Origin of the sequence: Aetokthonos hydrillicola CCALA 1050, from assembly GCF_017591665.1 — a bacterium.
GTDB classification, from domain to species: Bacteria; Cyanobacteriota; Cyanobacteriia; order Cyanobacteriales; family Nostocaceae; genus Aetokthonos; species Aetokthonos hydrillicola.
This window is the reverse complement of record NZ_JAAKGC010000078.1, coordinates 19,791-32,668: the sequence shown is the minus strand read 5'-3', so window position 1 is coordinate 32,668 and position 12,878 is coordinate 19,791. Positions and strand designations below refer to the sequence as shown.

13 protein-coding genes are annotated in these 12,878 nt (G+C 42.1%); 4 read left to right on the top strand and 9 right to left on the bottom strand.

Annotated features, from left to right (window positions below; translation table 11 throughout):
• Nucleotides 1–213: 213 nt before the first annotated feature.
• Both G4P69_RS27785 and G4P69_RS27780 read right to left on the bottom strand, forming a co-directional pair.
• A complete protein-coding gene (locus tag G4P69_RS27785; RefSeq protein ID WP_208352595.1) occupies nt 214–768 on the bottom strand; it encodes a hypothetical protein in 555 nt (184 codons plus the stop codon).
• Between the two features lie 170 nt (nt 769–938).
• Complete coding sequence (locus tag G4P69_RS27780) at nt 939–1,100, bottom strand: MerR family transcriptional regulator (RefSeq protein ID WP_208342547.1); 162 nt, start codon at nt 1,098–1,100, stop codon at nt 939–941.
• A gap of 775 nt (nt 1,101–1,875) precedes the next feature.
• Between G4P69_RS27780 and G4P69_RS27775 the strand changes: the two genes are divergently transcribed.
• Complete coding sequence (locus G4P69_RS27775; RefSeq protein ID WP_208342549.1) at nt 1,876–4,404, top strand: mannose-1-phosphate guanyltransferase; 2,529 nt, start codon at nt 1,876–1,878, stop codon at nt 4,402–4,404.
• Between the two features lie 123 nt (nt 4,405–4,527).
• Here G4P69_RS27775 and G4P69_RS27770 read toward each other — a convergent pair whose 3' ends face one another.
• Together G4P69_RS27770 and G4P69_RS27765 are read right to left on the bottom strand one after the other, a co-directional pair.
• Complete coding sequence (locus tag G4P69_RS27770; RefSeq protein ID WP_208342550.1) at nt 4,528–5,781, bottom strand: ABC transporter ATP-binding protein; 1,254 nt, start codon at nt 5,779–5,781, stop codon at nt 4,528–4,530.
• An 88-nt stretch (nt 5,782–5,869) separates the two neighbouring features.
• Nucleotides 5,870–6,691, bottom strand: coding sequence for an FAD-dependent monooxygenase family protein (locus tag G4P69_RS27765; RefSeq protein ID WP_208342553.1), 822 nt, complete (start codon nt 6,689–6,691; stop codon nt 5,870–5,872).
• A 362-nt stretch (nt 6,692–7,053) separates the two neighbouring features.
• Here G4P69_RS27765 and G4P69_RS27760 point away from each other — a divergent pair, with 362 nt between their 5' ends.
• The 3 genes from G4P69_RS27760 (at nt 7,054) to G4P69_RS27750 (ending at nt 8,322) form a co-directional block, all read left to right on the top strand.
• Nucleotides 7,054–7,590 (top strand): single-stranded DNA-binding protein, encoded by a 537-nt coding sequence (locus G4P69_RS27760; protein WP_208342560.1) that lies wholly within the window; start codon nt 7,054–7,056, stop codon nt 7,588–7,590.
• Nucleotides 7,591–7,729: 139 nt separating this feature from the next.
• Complete coding sequence (locus tag G4P69_RS27755) at nt 7,730–7,900, top strand: hypothetical protein (RefSeq protein ID WP_243902446.1); 171 nt, start codon at nt 7,730–7,732, stop codon at nt 7,898–7,900.
• Between the two features lie 101 nt (nt 7,901–8,001).
• Entirely contained in the window at nt 8,002–8,322 is a 321-nt protein-coding gene (locus G4P69_RS27750) for a hypothetical protein (RefSeq protein WP_208342562.1), read from the top strand.
• A 94-nt stretch (nt 8,323–8,416) separates the two neighbouring features.
• Here G4P69_RS27750 and moeB read toward each other — a convergent pair whose 3' ends face one another.
• From moeB to G4P69_RS27725, 5 genes are all read right to left on the bottom strand, one after another.
• Nucleotides 8,417–9,589, bottom strand: a complete 1,173-nt coding sequence (gene moeB, locus G4P69_RS27745; RefSeq protein ID WP_208342566.1) for a molybdopterin-synthase adenylyltransferase MoeB — start codon at nt 9,587–9,589, stop codon at nt 8,417–8,419.
• Nucleotides 9,590–9,792: 203 nt separating this feature from the next.
• Nucleotides 9,793–10,320 (bottom strand): Mov34/MPN/PAD-1 family protein, encoded by a 528-nt coding sequence (locus G4P69_RS27740; RefSeq protein WP_208342583.1) that lies wholly within the window; start codon nt 10,318–10,320, stop codon nt 9,793–9,795.
• 32 nt (nt 10,321–10,352) lie between these two features.
• Nucleotides 10,353–11,105 carry an ABC transporter ATP-binding protein gene (locus G4P69_RS27735; protein WP_208342567.1) on the bottom strand — a complete coding sequence of 251 codons (753 nt, stop codon included), beginning with the start codon at nt 11,103–11,105 and terminating at the stop codon, nt 10,353–10,355.
• Between the two features lie 203 nt (nt 11,106–11,308).
• Nucleotides 11,309–11,533 carry an indolepyruvate ferredoxin oxidoreductase subunit alpha gene (locus G4P69_RS27730; protein WP_208342568.1) on the bottom strand — a complete coding sequence of 75 codons (225 nt, stop codon included), beginning with the start codon at nt 11,531–11,533 and terminating at the stop codon, nt 11,309–11,311.
• 40 nt (nt 11,534–11,573) lie between these two features.
• A complete protein-coding gene (locus tag G4P69_RS27725; RefSeq protein WP_208342569.1) occupies nt 11,574–12,788 on the bottom strand; it encodes an RNA-guided endonuclease InsQ/TnpB family protein in 1,215 nt (404 codons plus the stop codon).
• Nucleotides 12,789–12,878 lie beyond the last annotated feature (90 nt).

Below are 12,878 nucleotides of genomic sequence, written 5' to 3'. Positions count from 1 at the left end.
AATATTTGGGTAGGCAACAAAAGTAAAGGTACGGTTCAAGAAGCGTCTTGATACACGACTATTAGGAGCGACTGAACCCGCTCTGTAAATTAGAAACCCCATCCGCCATGCGGTGGGGTGGTTCATATCTTCTTTGTAGTTGCATTAAGCAAGTTATAAATACTGCAACTACAGACTAACTACCAGAGACTCACGACTCGAATCTCTTAACCGTTAATTTAAATCTGGGAAAAGCTGAGTATGAGTAGATATACTACGTTTAGTCGGCTTTCGTGTAGACCTAGACGCGGCAACGGATACCGCATCATTTCCCGTTGGAATCGCACCAACATCGAAAAGCTCCAGTTGCACTGGATTGTCTAATAGTCCATACTGGCTCATAGAATGAACAAGTTGACCATTAAGCGTAACCTTTCGCGTCCTGTTAAGACGGGCAGTAAAATATTGATGCCTCGGAGTACCTTTGGCACTGCCTTGCACTTTACTCCAATGCGACCAAACGTGCTTCGCCTTATTGTCCTCGGCGTAGGCGGACTTGGAAGGAAGTAAATGATGTTGATTTGGTAATCTTTCTGAAAATCTGCGACCACGACGCGCTATGACGAACGCCGCAGCAGTAGAAGAGTTCATGCCATACATTGACATGAACTTTGTTAAGCCAATCAAGCTGCTATAAGCAGGATTAACTTTTTTATGATAAATGCCGTGTTTAAGGAGAGCATTGTCTAATGCATCATTCCACTGACTGTAAGCGAAAGAGGATAGCATTCTTGCATATTTGTTACCTTTTTCTCGTAGCTGTGTTTTCTTGTTAGAAAAGTCTAATTTTTCGGAAGCTATAGGAAAATTGTATTGCTTAGCTTTCAATGCAACAAAAGTGGCTGCATCACGAAGAATTGCCTCTCGTTGATTGGAATTCTTGGAATGCAGAGCAATTTTTAAATCACCAATAAATCTATTAAGTCTGACAACTTGTAACGACGATGACCGCCTTTGGTGCGCTCAGCCACTAAAATCCCTTGGTCATCCCATATTCGTAAAGTGTCAATGCTAACGCCTTTGATTTGTGCTGCTTCACCTACCGAAACGTATCTATCCATATTTTCCTAGAATAAACCGAAGTATATTCTAGGAAATCTTAGGAAATTATGCAACAGTATTTAACCCTTAAGCGCCTTTCTAAAGTTTTGACGATAGGATTTATTAGTAATAAATAAAGCTGGCCATAATAATGCTAATTTGAGGCGATTAGAAAAAGATTGCTGAAAATTAGTTCGGTAGAACCCTTTCCAAAATTTCCAAATCCCACCACCATAAGCAACTATTAATATAATAACGAATAATTCATTCATTGCCATTAACTCCTAAACTTTCTTCCTAGTTATAGCAAGAAGATTCTACGAATATTCCGCTTTGTAAATCCCAATTTACATCTTGTTTGGCTTGTAGAGCCGGGAGCAATTTCCTCAAACCTCACTAATTTGAGCGTAGATATAGATTATACTATATTCTTTTAAAGTCTTTAAAAATAAACATATTTGACGATACCAGTTACGGATGATCGATTGTATTGAGAATAGCCTGGGAAACAAGAGCAAAAAAGTTCTGTGTTTATAATACAAGCTCTTGAGTAGTTTTACTCATGGTAACTCTTTCGTCAATAATGGAATAGGGGGTCTAACCCCTCATTGCTCCTTCTTGATCTTCGATCGACAAACAAGCTAGTGTGACGAGTAGATATCCTTATGGGAGACGGTATGCATCTTGTGGAAGTTCCTGAAATGCAATGTTTTTGGGAGACTAAAAGAAGAAAAACAAAACCTTGTTTTATTCAACTTGACGCAGTGAAGGCGTACAAATAGCTAAGGAGTATTTATGCGTGCAGTACTAATGGCAGGAGGATCAGGAACGCGGCTTCGTCCGCTTACGTCCGACTTGCCCAAACCGATGGTACCCATTCTCAATCGACCAATTGCTGAACATATCATCAATCTCCTCAAACGGCATCAAATTACAGAAGTGGTTGCCACACTGCATTATTTACCTGATGTCTTGCGAGACTACTTCCAAGATGGAAGTGATTTTGGTGTACAAATAACCTATGCTGTAGAAGAAGATCAGCCTTTAGGTACAGCAGGCTGTGTGAAAAACATTGCCGAACTTCTTGATGAAACCTTTTTAGTAATTAGCGGCGATAGTATAACAGATTTTGATCTACAAGCGGCAATTGAATTTCATAAACAAAACAAATCAAAAGCCACATTGATTTTGACACGTGTGCCCAATCCAGTTGAATTTGGTGTGGTTATCACGGACGAGGAAAACCGAATTCGCAGATTTTTGGAAAAACCTTCCACTAGTGAAATTTTTTCCGATACGGTGAACACCGGCACATACATTTTAGAACCAGAAGTTTTAGAATACCTGCCAGCAAACACTGAGACGGACTTTTCCAAAGATTTATTCCCCTTGCTGTTATCAAAAGATGAGCCAATGTACGGTTACATCGCCCAAGGTTATTGGTGTGATGTTGGTCATTTAGACGCTTACCGTCAGGCTCAGTACGATGGTTTATACAACAAAGTTAAACTTGACTTTGCCTACACAGAGCATTCACCAGGATTGTGGGTAGGTCAAAACACTCATATCGACCCTTCAGCCCAAATTGAAGCTCCAGCAATTATTGGAGACAATTGCCGTATTGGCCCAAAAGTACAAATTGAGGCAGGCACCGTAATTGGTGATAATGTTACCATTGGGGCTTATGCTAATCTTAAACGTCCAATTGTTTGGAATGGAGCGATAATTGGCGAAGAAGCACATCTTTCGGCTTGTGTCATTGCTCGTGGTACACGTGTCGATCGTCGTGCTCAAGTATTAGAAGCTTCTGTCGTAGGTTCGCTTTCGACTGTGGGAGAAGAAGCTCAAATTAGCCCCAATGTAAGGGTTTGGCCAAGTAAAAGGATTGAATCTGGGGCAATTCTAAATATTAACTTGATCTGGGGTAACACCGCTCAACGCAATTTGTTTGGACAACGCGGGGTTCAAGGATTAGCGAATATCGATATTACTCCAGAATTTGCTGTTAAGTTAGGATCTGCATACGGTTCTACTTTAAAACCTGGTTGTCGGGTCACAGTTTCGCGCGACCAACGCAATGTCTCTCGTATGGTTACGCGGTCATTAATAGCAGGTCTTTTGTCTGTAGGTATTGACATTCAAAACCTCGACGCTACAGCTATTCCTGTGGCTCGCACAGTTATACCAATAATGGGAGTAGCTGGGGGTATCCATGTACGTGTGCATCCTGATCGCCCCGACTACATTCTGATCGAGTTTATGGATGCTAAAGGCATTAATATCTCCAAAGCTCTAGAAAAGAAAATTGAAGGGGCTTACTTTAAGGAAGATATGCGACGGGCGCAAATTCACGAGATAGGTGATGTTGCTTACCCCAGTCAAGTCCTTGAGCGATACTGCACAGCTTTCGAGAAGTTGTTACATATTCAAACACTTCGTAACAGCCGAGCAAAAGTCGTAATTGACTATGTTTACGCTGTCTCAGGTGCTGTATTACCCCAAATGTTAGATAAGTTTGGTGCTGATGCAGTTGTGCTAAATGCCAGTTTAAATAAAGCAGCTATATCAGCAGCAGAACGGGAAGCACTTCTTACTCAGCTTGGTCATGTTGTGGAAGCGCTAAAGGCTAACTTTGGTGTCCAAGTGTCAGCTAACGGTGAGCAGTCGATTTTGGTCGATGAATCAGGTATTCCCATTCGTGGGGAAACTTTAACAGCATTAATGGTAGAGATGGTGTTAACTGCTCAACCTCGCGGAACAGTCGTTGTACCTGTTCATGCGTCTAGTGCTGTAGAACAAATTGCTCGTCGTCACGATGGTAAGGTGATTCGCACCAAGGCAAATCCCACAGCGTTGATGGAAGCTTGTCAGAAAAATCACAATGTTGTGTTGGGTGGTAGTGGAGATACAGGCTTTATTTTCCCTGCCTTGCATCCAGGATTTGATGCTATGTTCTGTAATGCTAAGCTGATCGAGATGCTAACAATACAGGAGCGATCGCTCGCTTCTGTTCGCGCTGAACTACCCCGTGTGAGTCACAAGAGCCATACAATACGTTGTCCTTGGACAGTTAAGGGAGCGCTTATGCGTCACCTTGTAGAAACTCACCCAGCACAGAACTTGTCATTAATTGATGGTGTGAAAATTTGTCAGCCCTACGATGATAGTTGGGTGTTAGTTCTACCAGATGCAAGCGAACCTCTAGTTCATTTATACGCTAACAGTAATGACCGCGATTGGACAGATGAATCTCTAAGAGATTATCGCGCCCGCGTTCAAGCGTTTGTTGAAAGAGAACAAGAAGAACTTGTCGTGGAAGTTTAATAGAACGCTAAACCCTTAGCAGCGGTGCGTTACGGACTTCGTCCTAACGCACCCTACCTTACTCCCTAACTTTTGACTTTTGAATGAGTGACTTTTGACTTCCCCGCAGGGGTTGCTCCCTTCTTAAGGAAATATTGCTGACTCTGTATCAGGGTCAAAAAAGATAACTTTTTCTAGCATTAAGGATAACCATAATTGCTCACCTACACGCACTAGGCGATCCGGTGGAACTCGGACTTTTACTTCAGTGCTGCTGGTGGTGTTTGAAGGGAAACTAGGTTGAACAAGTTTTGTAGATAAATAGGTGTCGTTACCAAGATTCTCAACTAATTCTACTTCCACGTTCCAATTTTTGGTCGCAGGCATACTTAAAATTAAGTGTTCTGGGCGAATACCTAAAATCAGAGTTCGCCCATCGTATTTTTGCAAAGCATCTCCCCAAACTTGTGGTAAAGTAAGACGAAAATCGCCACTCTTAATTACTAGTGGAGCATGAAACTCTACAGGAATAAAATTCATTGGTGGTGAGCCAATAAATTGAGCTACAAAGCGGTTAGCAGGATGATTGTACAGTTCTAAGGGGGAAGCTATTTGTTGTAGTTGACCTTCAGAAAGAATAGCAATGCGATCGCCCATCGTCATCGCTTCAGTTTGGTCGTGAGTGACGTAAATTGTTGTTGTACCGAGTTGTCGCTGTAATTTTACTATTTGGGCACGGGTTTCGGCGCGAAGTTTAGCATCTAAGTTAGAAAGCGGTTCATCCATTAAAAACACTTCGGGATTACGTGCGATCGCTCTTCCTAGTGCTACTCGCTGTCTTTGTCCACCTGATAACTGCTTAGGTAGGCGATTTAACAAACCCTCCATCTGTAATAGATGAGCAACATAACGCACTCGCTCATCTACTGCTCGTTCTCTATTAGAAAGATAATGCAGTCCTTTAGGCAATACCCTTGTCATCCCTACTAGTAAATTTTCCGCCCAAACCGCCAACTGTTTTCCTTGTCCCCCTTCTTCTCCTTTTAACCGACGGCGCAGTCCAAAAGCTATGTTGTTATACACACTCATGTGCGGGTAAAGGGCGTAATTTTGAAACACCATCGCGATATTTCGTTCTTTGGGAGGTAAATCATTAACCAAGCGATCGCCTACCCAGATATTTCCTCCCGTCATCGTCTCCAACCCAGCAATTAATCGTAGGAGAGTGCTTTTCCCACAACCAGAAGGTCCCACCAGCACGATAAATTCACCATCAGCCACCGTCAGGTTAATCCGCCGCAAGACATTGACTCCTTCTGCACGATCGGTAGCGTCAATATCTTCTCCTTTCCTCGAAGGAAAACTTTTATAAACGTTTTCTAATACAACCTGCGCCATTTAACTACGCCCGCAAATATTGGGTTCATCCGAATATTTTGATACAAATTAGAAGTTATAACTGTATCCGTCATACGAATGCAAGGTACTATGAGCTAATTGGACGCAGCTTGTTAGCAAGCCATATCCACAATCTATTTTCTCGTAGTACTTGCACGTAGTTGACATCCACTTGATTAACCCGTTGAAAGATACTTGGCTGTCTTAGCACTACTACCCATAACAAAGTGATGACTCGGTAGAGAAAACCGAACCATCGATGATAAAATGTTAGTGCAATCAGGCTAAGGTCAGAAGCAGCATGACCCTCTTTGACTTGCTGCTGAGAAAATTTCGGTAAGACGATAGACAATTGATCGCCATGCTGCTCAAGCAATGAGTTAAGAGCAACTGCATCCGCGATCGCAGCGCTACAACCTTGTCCCAAAAGGCTATACATTCCGTGTGCAGCATCACCAATAATTACTGCCTGACCTTCTAAGTCATGATAGCATCGGCATTCACTCCAGTATTCATTCCCTGGCTGGGCGGCTAAAAATGTCATAGCTTGATCTCGATCTAACCTGAGTGGCGGCAAGTTTTTTCGAGACATCTGGTGCAATAACTGCTGTAATTCTTCTGGTGTTGCAATTCCATATGGATTGATTTTATCCTTGCTGCCTATTGGTTCCCAGAAAATCAGCGCACTAAAACTACCATCTTTTCGCGGTAGGCAGGCACCAAAAACTAGACCAAACTCAGTGTTTCGCTTTTCTAGTCTAATGATGCGAGGTGGATATTGTGATATTTCTGGATCAGTAGGATTTTTGTTAGAGTCATATATTTGTACCGTATAGCTGGGGCTATGGGCTAGCAATCGATGTGCTAAAAATAGACCAGCTGGTCCAGCACCAACAATGATGACATTCATAAGACGAGTTAGGTTTACAGGAAATTACTTGATTGAAAATCCCCACTTTTGAAAACACGGAGATGTCAACTCCCTTTGGGGAAGTCAAAAGTCATTTTTTATAGTAAAATTGTACTATCGTAAGGAGTAATCAGTATCTTGCTTTTTATAGAGATGGGAGGATGAGCGCTCGCTAACGATTACTGTTTGCGCCAGGAGTTGAACTTTTGTGGTAAAACAGGACTCAATAGTTTAATTAAGAGTATCATGTAATTTTTTTAGGAAGTATTAAGAAGTGCCAAAAAAATCAACATACATACATATATTAAATATTTATCCTTAATCTTTAAAGTGCTGCCCATATTTCAATAAGGAGTATTTCAATGAATAACTGCATTTTAATGGCGGAAATAATTCAAGAACCCCAACTTCGGCATACACCAGAGGGTATGGAACTGGCAGAAATGATGGTGCAATTTCCAGGAATGCGACCAGATGATCCTCCTTCTGTGTTGAGAGTCGTAGGGTGGGGAAATCTTGCCAAGGAAATTCACCAAAACCACCATCAAGGCGATCGCATCCTTCTAGAAGGTCGCTTAAATATGAATACCATAGATAGACCAGAAGGTTTTAAAGAGAAACGCGCCGAATTAACAGTGCAACGTATTCATCCTCTAGGGGTAGTTACTACCACGACTAACGCTCCATCTCAATCTCCATCTATCCCTGTCACATCTTCCCAAAAACCTCCTTTTAGTTACGAGCCACCATTCCCAGCCGCAACCCCAGCAAAAACTCCTGTTAGCGCAACTCACGAAGACGAACCAATCAGCAGTACACCTCCTAGCAGAAATTACGAGCGCTCAACTTATACAGCACCGAAAACCGAACAACCAGATGTGGATGATATTCCATTCTAGGTAGCACCAGAATTATTCATCCCATGTTTTACGCCCTGGGATGAATCATCAGTGACGACTCCACACACCTCCCCTCCGTGCTCATAAAACAGCCTGTGGTGTAGAAGTAGCAGATACACCTCTACAACAAGGTCAAGGAATGCACGGTAGCTTTAGTCGTGCTGACACTTTCAACACAATGGTAGCGATTGGTCCTGATTTTAAGCAAAAGTATCAAGATCAATCTCCAACTAGTAACGCAGATGTAGCACCTACTGTAGCCAAAATACTGAATGGTACTAAGATAATTTTTTCGGGAATTATCTTTTGAGTCTTTGTAGAGATACTTAGGAACTCGTAATATTTTCGAGTATTGAGCATAGCTAAAATTCTCAAAGTCTATAGTCGGGTGTATTTTCAGAGGATTTGTATATGTCTAAATTAGTGAAAAGATGCTGCATCGTTTTATTAGTTGGAACTACTTTATCCGCGACTACGGGTGTTCAAGGAGCAAAAGCAGACCAGTATGACAACGTAATTAATGACTGTAACAGAGTATATCAATCGAGAGGGTGGTTAACTCCTCAAGAGTTTCAAGTTTGTAATCTTGCTGTTCAATACAAGCAAAGGAAAATAAACAGAGAAACTCAGTTCAATATTTGGAACCGAGGAATACAAACCCAAAACGATATTCTAGATATGGGGGCAAATCCGATAATTCCTCAACCAACAGATTTTGGAGTTGGAAATTAAAACAATCAGTAAAGCGTTTCAAAGTTCGTAATTGAAAGGTTTGTAGTTGCACTTGAGTGCACTAAAGTGCAACTACGAACCAATAAAACTTGCTTCAATACAGTGGAACGGAAGGATCTACTTCTTTACTCCAAGCAGTAATTCCACCCTTAACATTCGTACCTTCAATTCCTGCTTGCTTAAGGATACTGAGAGCTTTTGCGGAACGCCCACCCATCTTACAATGAGCGATCAAGCGGTGACCGTTAAGTGCTTCTTTTACCTTAGCAATGCCTTTTCCTTCTTCAATATCTGGTAAAGGTATTAAGACTGAGCCAGGAATCTTAGCAATATCATACTCATGAGGATTGCGCACATCCACCAGCACAAAATCTTCTGCACCGCTTTCGAGCAGTTGCTTCAATTCCTGTACTGTCATTTCTGGAATTTCCATCTGCTGTTTCGCCTCCTGTGCTTTCGCTTGTGGGATACCGCAGAATTGTTCGTAATCTATCAACTTCTCAATTACCGGGCGCACCGGGTTGGGACGCAATTTCAATTCGCGGAACTTCATTTCTAAGGCATTATACAGCAGCAATCTGCCACTGAGGGTATTACCCTGACCAATAATAATTTTAACAGTTTCTGTTGCTTGGATTGAGCCGATGATACCGCACAAAACACCGAGTACCCCACCTTCAGCACATGAAGGAACCATTCCTGGTGGTGGTGGTTCTGGATAAAGATCACGATAATTCGGTCCACCTTCGTAGTTAAATACTGTAGCTTGACCTTCAAAACGGAAAATTGAGCCATAAACATTAGGCTTATTCAGCAACACACAAGCATCATTGACAAGATACCGTGTAGGGAAGTTATCAGTACCATCCACTATGACATCGTATGGTTTGATGATATCAAGGGCGTTTTCTGAAGAAATTCGCGTTTCATAAAGGTCAACCTGGCAAAAAGGATTAATCTCTAAAATACGAGTTTTTGCAGATTGTATCTTGGGTTTACCTACCCAAGACGTACCGTGTATGACTTGACGTTGTAAATTAGAACTATCGACAATATCGAAATCGACAATACCGATACGTCCGATACCCGCAGCCGCAAGATACAAAAGTAGTGGTGAGCCAAGTCCACCTGTACCGATACACAGTACACTAGCAGCTTTTAGGCGTTTTTGTCCTTCCAAGCCTACCTCTGGCAAAATTAGGTGGCGAGAGTAACGTTCGTATTCTTCTTTTAGAAGCTGGACTTCATCCAGATTGGGATTGAGCATAGCTGTTTGATGTGGAAGCGATTTATTATCGTACCGAAAAATGCGAGGTGTTGGGGAAGTTGTTAATTGTTAGGTGTTAGTGCTTTACAATTCTTAATTAAAAGAATTCAGGAGTCAGGAGTCAGGAGTCAGAATGAACTCTGTGCTAATGGTGGATAACTAAAGGGGGTTTAAATCCCTACAGTCTAGACAGTGTCTTCAATCTAGTTCTCCTTGGTGTCTAATTCAAGGGTAGGATTGATTCTGACTTCTGAATTCTGAATTCTGACTCCTTGTTGAATTTTTTCTTCTTGAAACTCGTGGTTGTTATCAAGACACCAGCTTTTAATATCAGCAGTTTTACCGTTTTGGACGGAAACAATAATATAAGAGTATTCTTGCCATGCGTACACGCGGTCAAATTCTGAGGGCGTTGCTGGGTAATCAGGATGGGAGTGATAAATTCCAATTATGTTAACACCAGAATCGCGTGCTTCTTTTTGTGCTTTTAACATAACTTCGGGGGCAATAGCATATCTTCGCCTTTCACTATAATTCTGGTCATCCTGCGAGAAATCACCTGCTTGTGTACTCCAAGCATTATCTGTTGGCATTACTTTTACAACAGTTTTGCCTTCATTACCCATATGCCCAAATATTATACCACAGCACTCCTCCGGATAAGTACTTTCGGCATGCTGGGTCATTGTTTGTATGTGTTCCGACAGTAGTTTAAGATTGATACTCCCCATGTCTAAAGACAGAAAAATAGTTAGATAAGGAGTCATAATTCTCCCCCTGCTCCCTGCTCCCTGCTAAGAGCTCCCTGCTTGCCTGCTCCCAGGTATAATTCCCCTACTTTGGGGTCATTTAACAATTCTAAACCAGGACCACAAATAGCATCACGTCCAGACTCAAGGACGTAACCACGATGAGCCATTTCTAGAGCCTTACGGGCATTTTGTTCAACGAGTACGATTGCTGTACCCCCCAAGTTTATTTGTTTAATTTGCTCAAAAACTTGTGTTACAAGGATAGGAGATAAAGCTGCCGAAGGTTCATCCAAAAGCAATAAGTTAGGTTCTAACATTAAAGCTTTGCCCATGGCTAACATTTGGCGTTCACCACCTGAAAGAGTTCCGGCACGTTGGCGACGTCGTTCAGCAAGTCTAGGGAACATAGTAAATATTTTATCTTTGAGCGGTTTTAGCTGAACGTTACGGACAAACGCGCCCATTTCCAGGTTTTCTTCTATACTGAGAGATGGGAAGACGTTGGAAATTTGTGGTACATAGCTCATCCCTCGTTGAACAATTTGGTTTGACTTTAACCCAGTTATATTCTCACCTTTAAAGGTGATTGTGCCTGTGTGAGGGGTCAAAAGACCAAAAATGGTTTTTGCTAAGGTTGATTTTCCAGCGCCATTGGGACCAATCACTGTCACCAATTCTCCCTGTTCCACCTGAAAATTTATACCTTGCAGAATATCTACATCTTTTATGTATCCAGCACAAACATTTTTTACTTCTAATAACATAAATTAAATAGGGTTTGGGGGTAAGGGGCAATGGGCATGGGGCAATGGGCATAGGGCATGGGGCATATAGGGTATTTTAATTTCTTAGACAGAATTAATTACATTTTTTGCTTTATTATTACCCATTACTGATTGCCCATTATCCAATGCCCAATACCCATTACCGATTACCCTATGCCCATTGCCCTATGCCCCATGCCCTATTATGGTGTTTTTTGTAAATCTGGTCTTTCTTCTTGAACGATCGCCCCTTCTACTGGACAAACTTGAAAACATATGCCACAGTCGATGCAAGTAGAAAAATCAATCCAGTACCAACCTGTACCCTTGACGTTTTTTCCTGGTCCTTCATGAATGCAGGCTACTGGACAAGCGTCTACGCAGTCGGCTACGCCTTCACAAACATCAGTTACAATTGTGTGCGCCATAGTTCCCCTCTGGTATTTATGTTCTTGACACTCCCACCGGCTAAAAGCCGGTGGATTCTTGCTTCGCAGGGATTCCAATGAATTTACCCTCAGCAAGCATCTTAACCGTATGCCCTACGGCTGCACACCCTCTCATGAGGACGACTTGAGCAGCTGCAACATCTCTATCAGTTGTGTAGCCGCAATCAAAGCAAGCATGAACACGCTCTGACAACTCTTTTTTTCCTGTTTCAGTTCCACAATTAGGGCAGATCTGAGACGTCTTTTTAGCGTCAATCTTCTGGAAGTATACCCCACGCTTAAAGCAGCACTGCTCTAATATTTGGAAGAATTGACCCCAGCCAGCATCTAAACAATGTTTTCCTAACATTGCTCTAGACAACCCAACGAGGTTTAAATCCTCAACAAATATTGTTTGTGCTTGGTCACACAATTGGTGTGCTATTTTCCAGTGAAAATCCTTTCTTGAATTTGCGATATGTTCATGCAATTTCGCCACCTTTGTTTGAGCTTTGCGCCGATTGTTTGACCCTAACTTTTTACGGTTCACTCGTTGTTGCAGCAATTTAAGCTGGCGTTGAAGATCCACGAAAAATTTAGGACGCTTGACGCTCAACCCGCTAGAGGTGGCAATAAAGTTTGTTAGTCCAACATCAACCCCGATAAATTCCCCATGTGGCAACGATTGAGGTACGGATACATCCCATTGCAGGGTTAACATCACATACCAGCCAGAAACACGCTTAACAATCCTAGCCTGCTTTAGCTTTCCGCCTTCTGGGATTTCCCTAGACACTCTAAAATCAACCCATCCAATCTTAGAAAGGTTCACTTTGTTGTGGGATAAATCTTTCTCGGATAATTGTGGAAACACAAAAGACCGCATTGACCCAGCTTTTTTAAATCTAGGAAAACCGTGATTGTTTTCCCACATAGACACAAAAGCGTTCTCAAGTCGTTTGAGCGTTTGCTGTAGAACCTGAGAGTGTACCTTTTTGAGTTCTGGGTACTTCTTCTTTGCGTCCGTCAAGCCTTTTGCTTGGCTGTTGTAGGTTGGACGTGGGGCGTTAGCGGGAATAATATATTCACCTCGAAGTGAGCAAGCGTTTACCTGACAGCTACGAGACTTAAACCAGTCTTTACGTTCTGCTAGTGCATAGTTATAAACTTTGCGGTTAATTTCTAGCCACTCTTCAAATATGGCTACTTGTTTTGCAGTGGGTTTAAGCTTGAATTCGTAAGTCAGGGTAAACATTTTTATCACCTCCACCTCTAGTGTAACCGATATTTAGCTAACGTTAAGTGGAAAGCTAAAATGTTTTTAGGCAGGCTTAAGCCTGCGCCG

What these genes read in the sequence shown, in the direction of transcription:
- G4P69_RS27755 (WP_243902446.1), top strand. Translation starts at nt 7,730, where the DNA reads ATGCACGGTAGCTTTAGTCGTGCTGACACTTTCAACACAATGGTAGCG.
- G4P69_RS27750 (WP_208342562.1), top strand. Translation starts at nt 8,002, where the DNA reads ATGTCTAAATTAGTGAAAAGATGCTGCATCGTTTTATTAGTTGGAACT.
- G4P69_RS27760 (WP_208342560.1), top strand. Translation starts at nt 7,054, where the DNA reads ATGAATAACTGCATTTTAATGGCGGAAATAATTCAAGAACCCCAACTT.
- G4P69_RS27730 (WP_208342568.1), bottom strand. Translation starts at nt 11,533, where the DNA reads ATGGCGCACACAATTGTAACTGATGTTTGTGAAGGCGTAGCCGACTGC.
- G4P69_RS27725 (WP_208342569.1), bottom strand. Translation starts at nt 12,788, where the DNA reads ATGTTTACCCTGACTTACGAATTCAAGCTTAAACCCACTGCAAAACAA.
- G4P69_RS27735 (WP_208342567.1), bottom strand. Translation starts at nt 11,105, where the DNA reads ATGTTATTAGAAGTAAAAAATGTTTGTGCTGGATACATAAAAGATGTA.
- G4P69_RS27775 (WP_208342549.1), top strand. Translation starts at nt 1,876, where the DNA reads ATGCGTGCAGTACTAATGGCAGGAGGATCAGGAACGCGGCTTCGTCCG.
- moeB (WP_208342566.1), bottom strand. Translation starts at nt 9,589, where the DNA reads ATGCTCAATCCCAATCTGGATGAAGTCCAGCTTCTAAAAGAAGAATAC.
- G4P69_RS27780 (WP_208342547.1), bottom strand. Translation starts at nt 1,100, where the DNA reads ATGGATAGATACGTTTCGGTAGGTGAAGCAGCACAAATCAAAGGCGTT.
- G4P69_RS27740 (WP_208342583.1), bottom strand. Translation starts at nt 10,320, where the DNA reads ATGGGGAGTATCAATCTTAAACTACTGTCGGAACACATACAAACAATG.
- G4P69_RS27765 (WP_208342553.1), bottom strand. Translation starts at nt 6,691, where the DNA reads ATGAATGTCATCATTGTTGGTGCTGGACCAGCTGGTCTATTTTTAGCA.
- G4P69_RS27770 (WP_208342550.1), bottom strand. Translation starts at nt 5,781, where the DNA reads ATGGCGCAGGTTGTATTAGAAAACGTTTATAAAAGTTTTCCTTCGAGG.
- G4P69_RS27785 (WP_208352595.1), bottom strand. Translation starts at nt 768, where the DNA reads ATGCTATCCTCTTTCGCTTACAGTCAGTGGAATGATGCATTAGACAAT.